A 17,291-nucleotide genomic window follows, 5' to 3' on the forward strand; every position below is an offset into this window, starting at 1 on the left:
CTCCCACTGAGGCGGCGGTCGTCAGTCAGAGCCGCGGGGCCGGTGATTGATACAGCGCCAAACCGGTGTGGCCTGCCACCTGGGCCACTACCATCCATGGAGTGACAGCGGGAAGCGACTCGGTTCTCGAACTTCTGCCGATGGTGTTCGCCGCCCCCAACCAGGCGCTGGCGAGGGCGGAGGAAGTACTCGGCTCGGATCCCTCACCGCTGCACGCCTCCGTCGCCCACCAGGTGATCGGCATCTGGCAGCGGGACTGGGGCGACATGCGGATCGCCCTGGAGCATCTTCGCCGCGCCCGCGATCTCGCGGCGCGCTCGGAGTCGGCAGACCGGGAGGCGGACGTGCTGGCCGCGCTCGGGGTGGCGCTGGTGGTCGCGGGGCGGACCCGGCAGGGGCTGGCGGCGCTGGAGCGGGGTGTCGAGGTCGGCAGCGGGCACACCCGCGCGCGCGTCCTGTTCCGGCGGGCCTACGCGTCCTGGGTCCTCGGGCATCACCGGGCGGCGCTGGAGGACGTACGGCGGGCGGTTCCGGTGCTGCGGCAGGCCGACGACGTGATCTGGACGGCGCGGGCGCTGACCCTGCGGGCCACCGTGCATCTGGCGCTCGGGGCGGTGGAGCGGGCGGACGCCGACTTCACGGCGGCGGAGGCGCTGTGGGACACCACGGGCCAGGAGCACGACAAGGCCGACGCGGTGGAGAGCCGGGGGCTTGCCGCGTACCGGTCGGGGAACATACCCGCAGCGCTGCGACTGCTCGACGAGGCGCAGGAGCGGTACGCCAAGCTCGGCACGCCGACGTTCATGCTCACCATCCGGCGCTGCGAGGTCCTGATGGCCGCGGGGCTCGCCCCGGAAGCGCTCGCGGAGGCGGACGCGGCGATCAAGGTGCTCGACGGGATCGGCGGACAGTCCACCCTCAAGGCGGAGCTGCTGCTCGCCGCCGCGCGGGCGGCCCGGCTCGCGGGTGACGCCCACACCGCGATCGCGCGCGCCGACATGGCCGTACGACTGTTCGCCGGTCAGCGGCGCACCTGGTGGGAGACGCATGCCCGGCTGGTGCTGATCGAGGCGCGGGTCGCCGCCGGGCGCGGCTCGGGCCGGCTGGTCGCGGACGCGGCCGCGGTCGCCGACCGGCTGGCCTCCTTCGGCGCGCCGGCCGCCCCGGAGGCCTCGCTGCTCGCGGGCCGGATCGCGCTCGGACTGGGGTGGCGGGAGGACGCCCAGCGGCATCTGGAGGTGGCGGCCCGCAGCCGGCACAGCGGGCCGCCGCTGGCTCGGATGACGGGGTGGGCGGCGCAGGCGCTGTGGGCGCGGGCCGTGGGCTCCGACCGGCGGGTGCTGGAGGCCTGTCGCCGGGGTCTGGACGTGCTCGACGACCACCGTACGACGCTCGGTGCCTCCGAACTCCGGGCGCGGGCCACCGCTCAGGGCGCCGAGCTGGCCGGGCTCGCCGCGCGGGCCTCGCTCGCCTCGGGCGGGCCGCGGCGGCTGCTGGTGTGGAGCGAGCGCTGGCGGGCCACGGTGTTGTCCGCCCCGGCGACCCGCCCGCCGGCCGATCCCGAACTGCTCAGTGGACTGACCGCGTTCCGGGAGATCGCCGCCCGGGCGGAGGCGGCCCGGATGGAGGGCCGGCCGGTGCCGACGCTGGAGCGTGAACAGCGGCGCCTGGAACGGCAGATCCGCTCCCGGACCCTCCACATGCGCGGGGACGCGCCCGGTGACGGCTACCGGTTCGACCCGCGCAGGCTCCTGGAACGGCTCGGTGACGACGTACGGCTGGTCGAACTGGCCGTGCTCGACGGGCGGGTTCAGGTGCTGCTGTGCGCGCAGGGGCGGGTGCGGCGGTACGAGGGCGGACTGCTGGCCGACGCCGAACGTGAGGCGGAGCACGTTCAGGCGGGGCTCAGGCGGCTGGCCCATCCGGGGGCGGAGGCGCGGCTTCCGGTAGTGGAGGCGGCCGGACGGCGGCTGGAGGAGCTGCTGCTCGGGCCGGCCGCGGCGCAGCTCGGCTCCGGTCCGGTCGTGGTGGTGCCGCCGGGGCGGCTGCACCGGGTGCCGTGGGCGCTGCTGCCCTCGCTGCGGGAACGGGTGTTCAGTGTGTCGCCGTCGGCGAGCAGCTGGCTGCGGGCGCGGGAGACCGTGCCGGCGCCGGGCGGGCGTCAGGTGCTCGTTCGCGGGCCCGGCCTCGCGAGCGGGGGCGCCGAGGTGTCCGAACTGGCCGGCCGTTACGGCACCGCGACCGTCCTGGAGCACGACGACGCGCGCGTGCCGCGGGTGCTGGCGGAACTGGACGGGGCGGCGCTGGCGCACATCGCCGCGCACGGCACGTTCCGTGCGGACAGCCCGCTGTTCTCGGCGTTGCGGATGGCCGACGGGCCGCTGATCGTCCACGACTTCGAGCGCCTGGACCGCAGCCCGTACCGGATCATCCTGTCCTGCTGCGACACCGCCCGGTTCGCCTCGGTGGGCGCGGACGAACTGCTCGGTCTGGTCACCGCGCTGCTGCCGCTGGGCACGGCCGGAGTGGTGGCGTGCAGCGCGCCGGTCAACGACGAGGCGGTGGTGCCGTTGATGCTCACGCTGCACAAGGGGCTCAGTGCGGGGGCGTCCATGGCGGAGGCGTTGCGCGACGCGCGGGCCTCGCTGCCGGGGGACTCGGTGCATCAGGCGACGGGGTGGGCGTTCTCGGCGTTCGGGGCGGCGTGATGCCCAAGGGGTGCGTGATGTGTGGGGCGGCCTGACCCCTCCCCCGAATACTGGGGGTCAGACCGCCCCGGTCCGGTGTACGGCTCAGGCCGGCTGGGCCTCCGGCAGCTCCACCAGGCACGGCAGCGCGTCGCGGTCGCTCGCGCCGAGGCGGGCGTACGCGCTGTAGAGGTGGTTGCCGACGGTGCGGATCGACAGGGTGAGCTTCTCCGCGATCTGGCGGTTGCTCAGGCCGGCGGCCGCGAGGGTGACGATCTGCCGCTGGCGCGCGGTGAGTTCGCCGAGGACGAGGCCGGACAGGGCCGGGGTGCGGGCGCCTTGGCAGCGCCGGGCCAGGGCGACGGCTCGGGTGCGTGAGACGCGGGCGGCGCTGGGGTCGCGGTGCGCCCGTACGGCCTGGGCGTACGCCTCGGCGGCGAAGAGCAGGAAACCACGTTCCTCCAGCGCCTGCGCCGCCCGGTCGAGGGCGGGACCGTCGTCGTGGGCGAGCGCCTCGGCGTGTTCGGCGAAGACACCGGTCAGCCGTCCGCCCGCCCGCTCGGGCGCGCCGAGCCGCACGGCGTCGTACGGATCCTCGCCGACCGCGCCGAGCGCCGCGTCGAGATCCCCGCGGGCGGCGGCCCACCAGGTGACCGCCGAACCACCCACGACCTCCCGTAAGTCGGCTGCGCTGCTGGAGTCGGTCGGGGGCGCGGTGAGTTGGGGGGTGCGGGAGTCGCCGACGGGGGTGGGTGGTTGGAGGGGGCCGGAGTCGACGACGGGCGTGGACGGTTGGAGATCGCCGGAATCGACGGGCACGGACGGTTGCAGGGGGCCGGAATCGATGACGGGCGTGGACGGTTGGAGATCGCCGGAATCGACGACGGGCACGGAAGGTTGGAGATCGCCGGAGTCGACGACGGGCGTGGACGGTTGTAGCGGGCCGGTGAGTCGGCTGTCGCCGGGCCGGACTCGGGACTCGGCGGATTCCGGTGCCGTGGGCCCGGGCGGGACGACGGCGGAACCGTTGTCGTCGGATCCGGTCCAGGGCGGCTCGGGGGATCGGTCGACGCCCGAGGCGGCCGGAGGTGCCGCGGGCTCCGGGTGACCCGACTGTGCCGCGGCCAGGGCGAGTTCGTGACGGCAGGCCGGGTCATCGGCAGCGGCCCGCAGTCCCTCCCTCGCCCAGGCCGCGGCCTCCCGCAGTTCCCCCCGCAGGCGTGCGAACCGTGCCCGTACCGCGGCGTGCCGGGCCGGTACTCCGGCGCCCTCGTCCAGGAGCCACTCCCCCACCGGCGCGGCGACGGCCCGTACGTCCCTCTCGCCGATCGCCCGGACCAGCGTGGCCGTCTCGGCCTCCAGGGCCGCCGCGCAGTCGGCCGGGGTGCGGGCCAGGCGCAGAGTCTTCAGGCGTCCGGCGGCGGCTCGCAGCACCGGGGCGTGGAGCGGGTGGGCGAGTCGGGCGGTGCCCTGCTCGTCGACGTGGACCAGACCGTCGGCCTCCAGGCGTTCCAGGGCGTCCAGGTCGAGCGTGGCGGCGTCCACGGGGAGCGGCTCGCCGAAGGCCAGGCGGTCCAGGGTCTCGCGCTCGCCGGAACGCGGGCGATCGAGGAGGTGCGCGGTGCGCTCGCGCACGGTCGCGGTGACCGGCACCGGGCCGCGCCACGCCCACTCGGTCGAGTCCTGTACCTGGCTCAGCAGCCCCCGCTCGCGCACCGCGTCCATCAACTCGCGCAGCAGTCGCAGATCGCCCTGGCACAGGCGGTACAGCCGGTTGACGGTGAGGGCTTCGAGGCCGCCGACGCCGGCCGCGAGCAACTGCGCGGTCTCCTCGCGCGGCAACGGCTCCAGGGCGAGGCGCGGCAGGAGCTCTCCGGTCCACAGGCGCGAGATCGCGCCCGGCGCGCGGGCGCCCTCCGTGGCGACGACCAGGAGGCGGGTGCGGCCGTGCACGGCGAGCTGGTGGACCAGGGCCGCCGAGGCGTCGTCCAGCAGATGGGCGTCGTCGACGAGCAACAGCCGTATGCCTGACAGCAGGTGGACCGCGCGATGCAGGGACGCGGTCTCCGGAACGAGGTGCGCGAAGGCGGCGAACGGGAGGCCGCGGGTCTCGGGCGTGCCCGCCACCCTGGCGCAGTCGGTGCCGCGCACGGCCTCCGTGACGAGCCGGGTCTTGCCCCGGCCCGCGGGACCGGTGACCACGATGCCGTGCCGTCCTCCGGCGACGGACCTGCGGACCAGCTCGAGTTCGTCCTCCCGCCCGGTGAACGGCCAGGGCAGCTCCAGGGTCTTCGCGTCCCGTTCGAATGTCATCACGGAAGCAAGAGCACCGCTACTCAGTCCTGATACAGGGGGACTTGAGTAGCCCCCGACTCAGGCGCCCCGAGACGCCTCACGGCACGCTGAACCCCATGACCGCACGCTACTGCTCACTCGCGCAGCAGCCGGCTCCGGCGTTCGCCCCGGGGCTGGCCGCCGAGCGGCTGAGTGCGCTCGTCGGCGGCAGCCGGACGTGGGTCAACGGCACGGTCCTGCACTACTGCTTCTTCGACGGCGACACCGACGGGTCGGTCATTCCGGTTCCGGGGACGGGGCAGTCCCGTCGGGTGTCGTGGGTCGGCGGCAAGGAGCAGCGGGACGTGGTGCGCGAGTGTTTCCAGGAGTGGCAGGACCTGGGGATCGGCGTCACGGTCACCGAGGTCGGCGACCGCTCGGAGGCCGAACTGCGCATCGGGTTCCAGCTCGGCGACGGCTCCTGGTCGACGGTGGGCAGGGACGCGCTCCGGGTCGGTCTGTACGAGCGCACCATGAACTTCGGCTGGGACCTGACCGCGCCCGGGGAGCGCGGGACGGCCCTGCACGAGATCGGGCACGCGCTCGGCATGCTGCACGAGCACCAGAGTCCGTTCGCCGGGATCCACTGGGACGACGAGGCCGTCTACGCCGATCTGGCGGGCGCGCCGAACTTCTGGAGCCGGGACCGGACGTTCTTCAACATCCTGCGCAAGCTCGACCCGGACGAGGTGAACGGCACCGTCTGGGACCCGCAGTCGATCATGGAGTACGCCTTCGAGGCGGGGCTGATCCTGGAGCCGGAGCAGTTCCGCGCGGGCCTGAACCCGCCCGGCACGCTGTCGGCCGCCGACAAGGAGTACGTCCTGCGCCGGTACCCGCCGACCGAGCAGGTCCGGCCGCCGGCGCTGGTGCCCTTCCGGTCCGCGCCGCTCGGGCTCGGACCGGGTGAGCAGGCCGACTTCACCGTGGAACCGCCGGAGACCCGCGAGTACACGGTGGGCACCTTCGGCGACAGCGACACCGTGGTCGTGGTCTTCGAGGAGCGGGACGGGGAACCCCGCTATCTCACCGGCCGGGACGACGGAGGCACTCCGCGCAACGCCACGATCAGGGCCCGTCTCGTGAAGGGCCGCCGCTACTTCGTCCGTGTGCGCCTGTACTCCGCGTGGGGTTCGGGGGAAACCGCGGTCATGTGCTGGTGACAGCACAGACGGGCCGCACGGGCGAGGCTGGACCGCTGTCCGGCGCCGGGGGAATGGCCGGCGCACGTCACCTTCGGGGGAGGGAGACGTGCGCCGGCCACACGGCGTTCAGCGGGAGTTCCGGGTGAAAGAGTGGGGCATGCTGATCGTCATCGGCGGCCTGCCCGCCACCGGCAAGACCACCCTCGCGCGGCTCCTGGCCCTCCGGACGGGCGCGGTCCATCTGCGGGTCGACACCATCGAGCAGGCTGTCGTCCGCTCCGGGCTGGCCCGGCATCCCGTGGGGCCGGTGGGCTATGTCGTCGGGTACGCCCTGGCCGAGGAGCAGCTGCGACAGGGACTCACGGTGATCGCGGAGTCCGTCAACCCGCTGCCGATCACGCGCGATGCCTGGTGCGACGCGGCGACGAGGGCCGGGGTTCCGGTGGTCGAGGTGGAGGTCGTCTGCTCCGATCCGGACGAGCACCGGCGCCGTGTGGACTCGCGCTCGGTGGACATCCCCGACCTGCCGCTGCCCACCTGGCAGCAGATCGTCGACCGGGAGTACGAGCCGTGGCAGCGGGACCGCGTCGTCGTCGACACCGCGGGCCAGGAGCCCGAGGATTCGCTGGGCCCGCTGCTCGATGCGATTCTCATCGCAGGGCGCGGGTGAAGACGACGCGGGGGCGGCCGGGGCCGTCGTAGTCCTCCACCTCACGGGCGTCGAAGCCGAGGCTGCGGTGGAAGGCGATCGAGCCCTCGTTGGTGACCGAGGTGATGGCCTTGAGGCGGACCGCTCCCTGACCGCGGGCGGCTTCGGTGAACGCCTCGTAGAGGGTACGGCCGAGGCCGGTGCCGCGGGTGTCGTCGCGGGTGGCGATCAGGTGGACGTAGCCGGTGTGGTCGGGGGTGACGAATCCGAAGAGGTAGCCGCGGATGCCGTCCTCGGCTCTGGCGACCAGACAGGTGGCCCCGAACTCCCGCACCAGCGCCGGAAGATGGAGGGAGCGCAGGTCGCGCTCGCCCCAGTAGCGGGTGTGGTCCGCCAGGACCTGGTGGAGGTCGCTGACATCGGCGAGGTCGATTCGGACGGCCATGGCGTCGATCATGGCACGGTGTCGGAGGCGTTCCGGTAGCGGTCGGCCGTACGACGAGCCGTCTCCGCCGACTCCCTGCGGACGTCGGCCGGATGTGCGGCGAGCCCTGCCGTCGACGGACGTATCGTGACAGGGAGTTGGTCCAAGCTTGCCTTCGTCGTCCGCAAAGCCCCGATCAGCAAGGAGACAGCACATGGTCACCGGATACGTCATCGGCGAGAGTCTTCGGGTCGGCGCGGTGTTCGAGCCGCGCGGGCTGCGGTTGCGGAAGGTCAGCAGGGTCGAGATCGGTGGGGCGAGCGACGCGCAGCCGCCGGTGTGGACGCTCGTCGAGTGGGAGGCCGACGGCGAGGACGTCGGTGCCCTGGCGGAGGCGCTCGCCGAGGCGTTGGAGCCGGAGCTCGGCTGGTACGCCGATTTCACCGCCGGGAACGAGCGCGTGGTCGTCTTCGCGGGGAAGGTGTTCCGCTATCGGCGCGGCGACGAGGCGGGCCGCGCCGAAGCGGTGGCGTACGGGCGGTCGGTCGGGACGCCCGGGCATCAGCTCGACTGGGAGGAGTGACCTCGCCTCACGACGCGACCCGCTGCTCGTCCTGGACGTCGTCCGGGTGGGCGAGGCCGAGGTGGTGGCGTAGGGTCGGGCCCTCGTACTCGGTGCGGAAGACGCCCTGTTCCTGCAGGAGCGGGACGACCTTGTCGGCGAAGGCGTCGAGTCCGGTCGGGGTGATGTGCGGGACGAGGATGAAGCCGTCGCTCGCGTCGGCCTGCACATACTCGTTGATCGTGCGGGCGATCGTCTCCGGTGAGCCGATGAAGTTCTGCCGGTTGCCGGTGTTGATGACCAGGTCGCGGATGGACCACTTGTTGGCGGCGGCCAGTTCGCGCCACTCGCGGGCGGTGGCCAGCGGGTCCCGGTACATGCGGACCTGGGCACGCCCCTTGGAGATGTGGTTGTCGCTGACGTCCGGGTCGATGTCGGGGAGCGGCCCTTCGGGGTCGTACGACGACAGGTCCCGGTTCCAGACGAACTCCAGGTGCTTCAGCGCGGTGGCACCGCTGACCTGCTGGCGCCTGACGGTCCGCGCCAGTTCCTCGGCCTCCGCGTCGGTGTCCGCGAGGGCGAAGGAGGCGGCGGGCAGAATCAGCAACTGGTCATGACGGCGGCCGTACTTGGCGAGGCGGTTCTTGACGTCGGTGTAGAAGGCCCGGCCCTCCTTGAGGGTGGCGTACCGGCTGAAGATCGCGTCGGCGGACGAGGCTGCGAACTCGCGGCCCTCCTCGGAGTCGCCGGCCTGGAAGACGACCGGGCGGCCCTGCGGGGAGCGCGGGACGTTGAACTGACCGTGGATGTCGAAGTGCCGGCCGGTGTGCACGAAGGAGCCGGCCTTCGCGTCCCGCAGGAAAACGCCCGACTCCTGATCGGCGAGGATCTCGTCGCCGTGCCAGGAGTCGAAGAGCTCCTGGGTGGTGGCGAGGAACTCCTTGGCGCGGGAGTAGCGCTCCTCCTGGGGCAGGAAGCCGCCACGGCGGAAGTTCTCGCCGGTGAAGGCGTCCCAGGAGGTGACGACGTTCCACGCGGAGCGGCCGCCGGAGAGGTGGTCGAGGCTGGCGAACTGGCGGGCCACCTCGTAGGGCTCGTTGAACGTGGAGTTGATGGTGCCGGTCAGACCGAGGTGCTCGGTGACGGCGGCCAGCGCGGCGAGGACGGTGAAGGTGTCGGGGCGGCCGACGACGTCCAAGTCGTAGATCTTGCCGCCCTGTTCCCGCAGCCGCAGGCCCTCGGCGAGGAACAGGAAGTCGAACTTGGCGCGTTCGGCGGTCTTCGCGAAGTGCGCGAAGGAGCTGAACTCGATGTGGCTGCCGGCCTCGGGGTCGCTCCACACGGTGGTGTTGTTGACGCCCGGGAAGTGCGCGGCCAGATGGATCTGCTTCTGCGGCTTGCTCATGTCGGTGCGGTCCTTCCGGCTCAGGCGGTGGCGTAGCGGTTGGCGGGGCGGGCGAGGCCCAGCAGGCCGCGCAGGCTGTCGGCCTCGTAGCCGGTGCGGAAGGTGCCCCGGCGCTGGAGTTCGGGGACCAGACCGCGGGTGATCGCCGGGAGGTCGTGGCCGAGGACGGCGGGCCGCAGCCGGAAGCCGGTGAGGCCGGCTTCCTGGAACTCACCGAGCAGGTCCGCGAGTTGGGAAGGGCTGCCGGTGAAGATGCGGGCGTCGCTCCGGTACGGCTCGCCCGCGAGCGTGTCGAGGCGGTCCCGGCGGGCGGCGGCCGCGGCGGGGTCGTCGTCGAGGAAGACGACCAAGTCGCCGAAGACATGAAGGAGTTCGTCGCCCCGCCCGGCGGTCTCCTGCTCGGCGCGGATCTCGGCGACGATCGCGCGGGCCTGGCCGGCGTCGTGCGGGGTGACGTAGCCGACGTCGGCCTGGCGGGCGATGAGCCGGTAGGGGACCGTCTGATGGCCGAGGGCGGTGACGAGCGGCTGGCCCTGCGGTGGGCGGGGTGTGATGGAGGGGCCCTTGACGCTGAAGTGCTTCCCCTCGAAGTCGATGTAGTGCAGCTTGTCCCGGTCGATGAAGCGGCCGGTGGCGGCGTCGCGGATCTCGGCGTCGTCCTCCCAGCTGTCCCAGAGCCGGCGCACGGCCTCCACGTAGTCGGCGGCCTCGTCGAAGAGGTCGGTCACCACCGGGCTGTCATATCCCTCGATCGGGGGGATCGTACGGCGGCCGAAGTGCGCTGCTTCGCCCGGGCGCGCGGTGATCTGGACCCGCAGGCCCGCGCGGCCGGTGCTGACGTAGTCCAGGGTCGCGACGGCCTTGGAGATGTGGAACGGCTCCGTGTGGGTGACCACCGCGGTCGGGACCAGGCCTATGTGCCGGGTGAGCGGGGCGATGCGCGAGGCGATCAGGACGGCGTCGAGCCGGCCGCGTACCTGGTCGGTGCGCTCGTCGGGGTCGAGGAAGTGAGAGGACTGCGGGCCGAGGCCGTCCTCGATGGTGACGAAGTCGAGCAGGCCGCGCTCGGCCTCGGCGACCAGGTCGGCCCAGTATCCGGCGGTGAACAGATCACGGGGCCGGGCCACCGGCTCACGCCAGGAGGCGGGGTGCCAGCCGGTGCCGTCCAGGGCGACGGCGAGATGCAGTGGGGAGGGCGAAGGGGACACAGGTGGGTGCCTTCCTGGGAATCCGTACGAGAGCGCCGGCCCGCGGGTGGGCAGGGCACGGCGGCTGGGGCGGCTGACGGGTCAGGAACAACAGAGCGCGGTGGAGACGCGCAGGAGATCGATGTGGGCCCGTGAGTGGAGGTGGGCGGAGCGGAGGGTGCTGATCACGCCCGTCACCTCCTGCTTCTGGGCGCGCGACGGCGCCCGGCGGATCTCGTCGTGAGTCACAACACCGCACCCTGGTGGGATGTTCCTGGGCTGCGGACCAGGAGGACGGGCGAGCGGCGGCGCAGGGTGAAACCGATCGACTCGTAGAGCCGGATCGCGTTGACGTTGTCCGCCGCGGCGTGCAGGAACGGGATGTCGCCGCGCTCCCGGATGCCGGCGGCGACCGCGCGGACCAGGCGGGTGGCGAGGCCCCGGCCCCGGTACGCGGGGTCGGTGCAGACCGCGCTGATCTCGGTCCAGCCGGGCGGCCGTATCCGCTCTCCGGCCAGGGCGATCAGCCGTCCCCGGTCGCGGATGCCGAGGTAGGCGCCGAGTGCGATGGTCCGCTTGAGGAAGGGTCCCGGCCTGGTGCGGGCGACCAGGTCCAGGATCTCGGGTACGTCGTCGGGGCCCAGCCGTACCGCTTCGGGGGCAGTTTCGGCGCGCAGCGCGGTGTCGACGAGCTGGACGCCTACTCCCCCGCCGACGACCTCCCAGCCGTCCGGGACCGTCTCAACGGGCTTGATCCGTACGGTGGTTCCGGGCCCGACGAGCGTGAGCAGGTCGGCCCACGCGGCCGGGTCGCGGGGATCGGCGAGGGCGGCGAAGGCGTAGACGTCGTCCGGGTAGCGGGCGGCGCGGCCGACGCGTTCGGCGAGGTGGGCGTGCGGGCCGTCTAGGGCGGCCCATACGGCGTTGTCGAGAACGGAGGTGTCGTGCGCGGAGGGCGCGATGGTGGCGGCGGGTCTCAGGGAGGCTCCGCCTGCGCGGAGGTCGGTCTGCTGGGCCACGGAGGCGGAGTCCTTTCCTACCGGGTTCGCCGAGGACGGGTCAGGAGTTGTCGAGCGGCAGACCGGGCGGGTTGACCTCCGCCTTCGAGACGGCGTCGTTGGAGAGGTTCCACGCGGCGAGCCACTTGGCGTACTGGCCGTTGTCGATCAGGTAGTTGATCGCGTCGGCGAGGGGCTTGGCGAGGCCGCTGCCCTTCTTCGCGGTCGCGGCGATCAGGCCCTGGAGCGTCTCGCCGGCACCGGAGTACTGGCCCGCGATGCGGGTCGCGTTGGGCGTGCTCGCGGTCTGGGTGACGTGGTAGGAGGAGTTGGGGCTGGGGCCCAGGTAGGCGTCGATCTTGCCGCTGGCGAGGGCCAGGTAGACGCTGGGAGTGTCCTGGAAGTACTTGATGGTGAGCTTCTTGCCCTCCTTCTTCAGCTTGGCCTGCCACTCCAGCAGGATCCGCTCCTGGTTGGTGCCGGCGCCGACCGAGACGGTCTTGCCGGCAAGGGCCTCGTAGTCGCCGTCGAAGCTCCACTTCGAGGTCTTGGGCGTCTCGAAGGCGAGGTCGTCCTTGCGGTAGGAGGCGAACTCGTACTTCTGCTTGCGCTCCTCGGTGTCGGTGATGTTGGAGAAGCCGACGTTCACCTTGCCGCTGTCGATACCGACGAAGAGGTTCTCCCAGGTGAACCGCTTGACCTCGGGCTCCAGGCCGAGGACGGCGGCGACCAGGCGGGCCAGGTCGGTCTCGGAGCCGGTGAGGGTCTTCTGGTCGCTGCCCACGAAGCCCAGCGGCGGGGAGCCGGAGGGGAGGGTGCCGGAGCCGATGACGAGCTTGCCGCTCTTCTTGACGGCGTCGGGCAGTTCGGCGCTGAGGGACTTCACCTCGGCGACCTTGAGCGTGGTCTCCTTGGCGGCGCCGTTGGACAACCGGCCCACGGTGACCGTGCCGGCGCTGTCGGTCGTCCTGGTGGCGGCGTCGCTGTCACCGCCGCAGGCCGCGAGCCCGCCTGCGAGGCCGGCGACGGTGGTCGCCGCGGCGATGCCGCGTGTCAGGCTGCGTCGGGACGGGTGAAAAGGCATGGCTGTCCTTAAGAGTTGGGAGAAACAGGAGTGGGGAGAGAGGGTTTCAGAGGACCTTGCTCAGGAAGTCCCGAGTCCGCTCGTTGCGCGGCCGGTCGAGGACCTCGGAGGGCGGGCCCTGCTCGACGATGCGTCCGCCGTCGATGAAGACGACCCGATCGGCGATCTCGCGGGCGAAGCCGATCTCGTGGGTGACGATGACGAGCGTGGTGCCGCTGGTCGCCAGGTCCTTGATGACGGCGAGCACTTCACCGACGAGTTCGGGATCGAGGGCGGAGGTCGGCTCGTCGAAGAGGATGACGCCCGGGCGCAGGGCGAGGGCGCGGGCGATGGCAACGCGCTGCTGCTGCCCACCCGACAACTGCCGAGGGTAGGCACCGGTCTTGTCGGCCAGGCCGACCCGGCCGAGGAGTTCGCGGGCCAGTTCCTGCGCCTGCGTCCTGGTGAGCTGTCCGGTCGCCACCGGGGCGGCGGCCACATTGTCGAGGACGGTCAGGTGCGGGAAGAGATTGAAGTTCTGGAAGACGAACCCGATGCGGCTGCGCTGGGTCAGGATGGCGCGCTCGCTGAGCTCCTTCAGCCGGTCGCCCTGCCGGCGGACGCCGATCAGCTCGTCGTTGACGCTGACATGGCCGATCTCCGGCTTCTCCAGGTGGTTGATGACCCGCAGCAGGGTGGACTTCCCGGAGCCGGACGGGCCGAGGATCACGGTGACCTCGCCGGGCCGCACGGTCAGGTCGACGCCGTCCAGGACCCGGTGGGTGCCGTACCACTTGTGCACGCCGTGCACTTCGAGCGCGACGGGGGTGATGTCGGTGACGGTCATATCGCGGTCTCCCTGCGGACACGCGCCCTGAGGTCGGTGAGACCGGCGCGCAGTTTCTGGAGCGGGGTCGGCGGCAGGGAGCGGGTGGCGCCCCGGGCGTAGTACCGCTCGACGTAGAACTGGACGACGGACACGGCGCTGGTGAGGATCAGGTACCAGACGGTGGCGACCAGGAGCAGCGGCACGATGTCTCCGGGGTAGGTGGAGCCCATGGACTGCACGGTGCCGAACAGGTCGAGCAGGGAGACGTAGAAGACCAGCGAGGTGCTCTTGATGAGGCCGATGAGCTGGTTGACGTAGTTCGGGGTGATCGAGCGCAGCGCCTGCGGGAAGACGATCTTCCGGAACTGGTAGCCCTTCGGCAGACCGAGTGCCGAGGCCGCTTCGTGCTGGCCCTGGTCGACGGAGAGGATGCCGCCACGGACGACCTCCGCGGCGTAGGCGGCCTCGTTGAGGCTGAGGCCGATGACCGCGATGACCATGTCGGTGGCGAGCCGGGACTCGTCGAAGGAGAAGAAGGCCGGCCCGAAGGGGACGCCGACGCTGAGCGTCTTGTACAGGGCGCTGAAGTTGTAGAGGAACAGCAGGAGGACGATCAGGGGAATGGAGCGCAGGGCCCACACATAGGTCCAGCTCACTGCCCGCAGTACCGGGCTCTTCGAGAGCCGGGCCAGGGCGAGCAGAATGCCGCCGAGGAGGCCCAGCACCGCGCTGTAGGCGGTGACTTCGAGGGTGATCAACAGCCCGTCGAGGACGGTCGGCCGCAGGAACCAGTAGCCGAACCGGTCCCACTGGTAGAACGGGTTGGTCACCAGGCCGTGGACGAACTGGGCCGCCAGAACCAGGACGACGGCGGTGGCGATCCAGCGGCCCGGTCGCCTCAGCGGCAGAACTCTCTGCGCCGAGAGGGGCTTTGACGGGGCGTCGGGCTGCGGCGGTGCCTCGGTGACGGACACGGCGGCACCTGGGGGTTCACTCATGAGGGGGCTCCGGCGGAGTCGGGTTTCCCCTGTGCACGGCCAACACGGCGTACTACGACGGCAGTACGTGACGCTCGGGCACCGGGGGCTGGGCGGACGACGGCACACCGCGAACGCGGCGTTCGTCAGAAACGCGGGGGCTGGGAAGGAAGGTCAGCCCCGACAGCGGGCACGGCCCGGTGCGGTACACAGTGCGCTGCTCACGCGGAGCAGATCGACGCTCCGGTCGGCCACGAGCACGTTCGTGTACGGCTGTACGCAGCCCGGGGAGCGGCGCGTGGCCGTCCTGGAGACTGCGTACATGTCCGTCACCGTGCTCTTCCGGCCCCTGGGGCCACTCGCGCTTACCGAAACGTCATCCGGTCCGGTCGTCACCTGGGGCACCCCACCGCGGAGCGAGGGTTGCCGGTCAGCAAGCCAGGGCTTGTCGCTGACACTCATGACCGTTCTGGGCCGTAGTTAAGACAATTGCCCGAACGAATGTCAATCCGGGTCCATCAGGTGGAACCCTCAGGACGAGCGGGCGGCGTACGAGGCCCAGTCCAGGATCTGTACGGCGGCCCCGGCGGCCTCCAGGCCCTGGCAGTGGGCGTGGTGCCGGCGGGCGATGCCGTCGAGGTCGAGGTGGGTACCGAAGGCCGGGTGGGCGGTCAGACGGCGGGCGTAGGCCCACAGCGTGGGATGGTCGGCGATGCGCTGGACTGCGGCGGCGTCGAGGTGGTGGCGGTGCACGGTGTCGAGTTGCACCAGCGTGGCCCACAACTCGACATCAGCGGCGGTGACATGATCCCGGATCAGGTACTCGCGGTCCACCAGCCATTGATCCAACGAGCCCAAGGAGTCCAGTAGTTGTTCCAGGGCGGCGACACGGCTCACGTCGTCACCGCCCGCCGACCCGGCCTGCTGCGCGGACTGCGCGATCCCCCTGCTCATCCGCTCCACGGCCTCGGTCTCCGACTCCGCTCCGCACGGGTAGAGCGCCGGACGCCCGCCGCCGAAGTGCCGGGCCAGGTCGCGGGTGATGTCGGTGGCGTGGGTGCTGACGATCCGTCCCGACCAGTCGTCGCTGAGCACGGGTGCGACGGCCGCGCCGGTGTACCGGTGCGCGCTGGCCTCGTACAGCGGGCGCAGCGCGGAATGCCCGCCGTCGGGACAGTCCGGGACCGGGTCCAGGAGGGTCACGGGACAGATGTCGTCGAGGCCGAGCAGGCTGTGCACGACGGCGATGCGCAGACCGTCCGCGCAGGCGGCGGCCAGGTGCAGCCGGTAGCGGCGCGGCACGGCGTAGTGGCCGCTGCGCGCGTCCTGTCCGATGCGGCCCCGGAAGGCGGGCGCGGGTCGGTCGGTCGTGTGGGCGGCCAGTGGTGTGACGGTCATGACTCTCCCCGGGAGCGGGCGCGGACGTGCGCGCGGCGGAAGCGACGTCGAGCAGGCGGGAATGGGGCGGCGGCAAGGCCGTGGGGGCAAGGCTCACCCGTGTGCGCCGGACGGGGTCGGCCGGAAAGGCACAGTCGGCGCGGGAAGGGCGGCGGCTCAGCCCCGGGGTCCGATCGCGCTGCAGACACGCAGCAGATCGATGTGGCGGCGCGAGGTCAGAAGAGGCGAACGGACCACTCGGACGGTGACCGGTTCAAGGCGCCTCATGTTTCCCTACCTGTTCACTAGGATTCCTTCAGTGAGTGTCGATCCGACCGGGAACCACGTCAAGGGGGCCGTCCCGCATCGCGGACGGCCCGATGGACGTTTCCGGTGGGTCAGCGGAGATGAGCGGTGTCGACGGTCGTGTATCCGGTGGCCGTGGCGGTCACCAGGATGTACCCGGGGTTGCCGTTGCGGTCGACGTAGCAGGTGAGGTATCGGGCGCCGACCACGGTCTGGCGCACGGGATGTTCGGCCACCGCCCGGCGGCAGTCGGCCCCGGTGGGAAGCTCGGTGGAACTCCAGGGGGCCAGTTTGCCGTTGCTCGCGACCAGGTACCCGCCCGAGACGTAGATGGCGTCGGTGGTCGTGCCCGCCGGCACGGGCGGGGTGCGGGTGAAGTCGTAACCGGTCGGCGTTGCCCCGGTGTCCGTCATGCGGAACCCACGGACCAGCGTCGTCGAGACGGAGGGCTGCGGGCCGGACAGCGCGGCGTTGGTCGCGAGACCGCCTCCCCCGATGATCGTCACCGCCGCCACGCCGGCGATCACGGGATGGGCGGAGGCCATGCCGAGCACCGGTCCGATCACGGGGATCGAGAACCTCAGGTGGGTGTTCTTCTGCGTGACCGTGGAGTGGTCGCCCGCGGTCACGGTCGCCGTGGGCGCGTAGTCCCGTGAACGGCGGTGCGTGGGTTTCTGCGGCGGCAGGTAGGTGTTGTGCTGTGTGTTGCCGTCGCCGGCCTGGACGCCGTTGGTCCGGCTGTTCCTCGTCATCGTGGTGCTTTCTGCGGCCCGTGGGTGTCGGTCGGGCACCTAACCGAACGTGTTGTGCTGGGTGTTGCCGTCGCCGACCTGCACGCCTCGGGCCTCCCGCAGATCGACCCGGTACCTCGCGCGCGGGCCCGCGTCCGGGTCGATCAGGGCCAACAGCCGCTGGGCGTGCTCCATCACCTCGGCGTCGACGGCACCGGCCATGACGAGATCGTGGGCGAGCCCTTCGGCCGACCCGCTCGGCCGGCGTTCCAGCAGCTCGATGCGCTCCAGGGCCCCGGGCCTGCCCGTGAGCCGCCGGACGAGGGCCTGCTTCAGCGCGGCGTAGCTGTCGGAGACCGCGGATGAGGCGGCACCGCTCAGACCGGCGCCCACCCCCGCGGTCAGGGCCTGCGCCACCAGTGTCCCCGGATCCATTCACGCACCTCCGCACGGCTTCCCCGGCGTCACACGGCGACGATCACCGGTGTGACAACACGAGGAAGCTATCGGCGGGTTGTCCGGGTCTTCGGGTCTTGACAGGAGTCGACGGATATCGCGTGTTCGGCGGCGGGACACCGCCGTTGTCCGGCCGTTCGATGCCAGGCGATGTCGATTCG

Annotated in this window: 17 protein-coding genes and 1 riboswitch; of the genes, 4 read left to right on the forward strand and 13 right to left on the reverse strand. The window is 71.9% G+C overall.

Features of this window, described 5'->3' with window-relative positions:
• Positions 1-140: 140 nt before the first annotated feature.
• On the forward strand, positions 141-2,708 hold the full coding sequence (locus tag BFN33_RS17935; protein WP_069761064.1) for a CHAT domain-containing protein: 2,568 nt from the start codon (positions 141-143) through the stop codon (positions 2,706-2,708).
• Positions 2,709-2,792: 84 nt separating this feature from the next.
• Here the strand turns inward: BFN33_RS17935 and BFN33_RS49840 are convergent, their stop codons facing one another.
• On the reverse strand, positions 2,793-5,000 hold the full coding sequence (locus tag BFN33_RS49840) for a LuxR C-terminal-related transcriptional regulator (protein ID WP_256122788.1): 2,208 nt from the start codon (positions 4,998-5,000) through the stop codon (positions 2,793-2,795).
• Between the two features lie 98 nt (positions 5,001-5,098).
• Here BFN33_RS49840 and BFN33_RS17945 point away from each other — a divergent pair, with 98 nt between their 5' ends.
• Positions 5,099-6,184, forward strand: a complete 1,086-nt coding sequence (locus BFN33_RS17945; protein WP_069761065.1) for a M12 family metallopeptidase — start codon at positions 5,099-5,101, stop codon at positions 6,182-6,184.
• A gap of 139 nt (positions 6,185-6,323) precedes the next feature.
• The gene (locus BFN33_RS17950) at positions 6,324-6,836 is read left to right on the forward strand and encodes an AAA family ATPase (RefSeq protein ID WP_069761066.1); all 513 of its coding nucleotides are present in this window, start codon (positions 6,324-6,326) and stop codon (positions 6,834-6,836) included.
• On the opposite strand, the gene BFN33_RS17955 is transcribed toward BFN33_RS17950, so the two are convergent.
• Positions 6,817-7,260 (reverse strand): GNAT family N-acetyltransferase, encoded by a 444-nt coding sequence (locus BFN33_RS17955; RefSeq protein WP_088245356.1) that lies wholly within the window; start codon positions 7,258-7,260, stop codon positions 6,817-6,819. The two genes, BFN33_RS17950 and BFN33_RS17955, sit on opposite strands and share 20 nt — an antisense overlap.
• A gap of 193 nt (positions 7,261-7,453) precedes the next feature.
• On the opposite strand from BFN33_RS17955, the gene BFN33_RS17960 reads away from it, so the two are divergent.
• Positions 7,454-7,822 carry a hypothetical protein gene (locus tag BFN33_RS17960; RefSeq protein WP_069761068.1) on the forward strand — a complete coding sequence of 123 codons (369 nt, stop codon included), beginning with the start codon at positions 7,454-7,456 and terminating at the stop codon, positions 7,820-7,822.
• 7 nt (positions 7,823-7,829) lie between these two features.
• Here BFN33_RS17960 and BFN33_RS17965 read toward each other — a convergent pair whose 3' ends face one another.
• The 11 genes from BFN33_RS17965 to BFN33_RS18005 form a co-directional block, all read right to left on the reverse strand.
• Entirely contained in the window at positions 7,830-9,206 is a 1,377-nt protein-coding gene (locus tag BFN33_RS17965; protein WP_069761069.1) for an NtaA/DmoA family FMN-dependent monooxygenase, read from the reverse strand.
• 20 nt (positions 9,207-9,226) lie between these two features.
• Positions 9,227-10,414: an LLM class flavin-dependent oxidoreductase gene (locus BFN33_RS17970; RefSeq protein ID WP_079140870.1), complete on the reverse strand. Its 1,188-nt coding sequence runs from the start codon at positions 10,412-10,414 to the stop codon at positions 9,227-9,229.
• Between the two features lie 81 nt (positions 10,415-10,495).
• Positions 10,496-10,642 (reverse strand): hypothetical protein, encoded by a 147-nt coding sequence (locus BFN33_RS53175; protein WP_176742408.1) that lies wholly within the window; start codon positions 10,640-10,642, stop codon positions 10,496-10,498.
• The gene (locus BFN33_RS17975) at positions 10,639-11,412 is read right to left on the reverse strand and encodes a GNAT family N-acetyltransferase (protein WP_079140871.1); all 774 of its coding nucleotides are present in this window, start codon (positions 11,410-11,412) and stop codon (positions 10,639-10,641) included. Before BFN33_RS17975 ends, BFN33_RS53175 begins: the two co-directional genes overlap by 4 nt.
• Positions 11,413-11,452: 40 nt before the next feature.
• Positions 11,453-12,475, reverse strand: coding sequence for a transporter substrate-binding domain-containing protein (locus BFN33_RS17980; RefSeq protein ID WP_069761071.1), 1,023 nt, complete (start codon positions 12,473-12,475; stop codon positions 11,453-11,455).
• Positions 12,476-12,521: 46 nt separating this feature from the next.
• Positions 12,522-13,301, reverse strand: coding sequence for an amino acid ABC transporter ATP-binding protein (locus BFN33_RS17985; RefSeq protein WP_069761072.1), 780 nt, complete (start codon positions 13,299-13,301; stop codon positions 12,522-12,524).
• Positions 13,298-14,281, reverse strand: a complete 984-nt coding sequence (locus BFN33_RS17990; protein WP_069761073.1) for an amino acid ABC transporter permease — start codon at positions 14,279-14,281, stop codon at positions 13,298-13,300. Before BFN33_RS17990 ends, BFN33_RS17985 begins: the two co-directional genes overlap by 4 nt.
• Positions 14,282-14,616: 335 nt before the next feature.
• A riboswitch (SAM riboswitch) is annotated at positions 14,617-14,726 on the reverse strand.
• Between the two features lie 65 nt (positions 14,727-14,791).
• Positions 14,792-15,658, reverse strand: a complete 867-nt coding sequence (locus BFN33_RS17995; protein WP_069761074.1) for a glutathione S-transferase C-terminal domain-containing protein — start codon at positions 15,656-15,658, stop codon at positions 14,792-14,794.
• A gap of 156 nt (positions 15,659-15,814) precedes the next feature.
• Positions 15,815-15,925, reverse strand: a complete 111-nt coding sequence (locus tag BFN33_RS55500) for a putative leader peptide (protein WP_366916560.1) — start codon at positions 15,923-15,925, stop codon at positions 15,815-15,817.
• A 110-nt stretch (positions 15,926-16,035) separates the two neighbouring features.
• Positions 16,036-16,695, reverse strand: coding sequence for a hypothetical protein (locus tag BFN33_RS18000; protein ID WP_069761075.1), 660 nt, complete (start codon positions 16,693-16,695; stop codon positions 16,036-16,038).
• A 39-nt stretch (positions 16,696-16,734) separates the two neighbouring features.
• Positions 16,735-17,109, reverse strand: a complete 375-nt coding sequence (locus tag BFN33_RS18005; RefSeq protein WP_069761076.1) for a hypothetical protein — start codon at positions 17,107-17,109, stop codon at positions 16,735-16,737.
• Positions 17,110-17,291 lie beyond the last annotated feature (182 nt).

It is taken from the genome of Streptomyces sp. LUP47B (assembly GCF_001746295.1).
Taxonomy (GTDB): domain Bacteria; phylum Actinomycetota; class Actinomycetes; order Streptomycetales; family Streptomycetaceae; genus Streptomyces.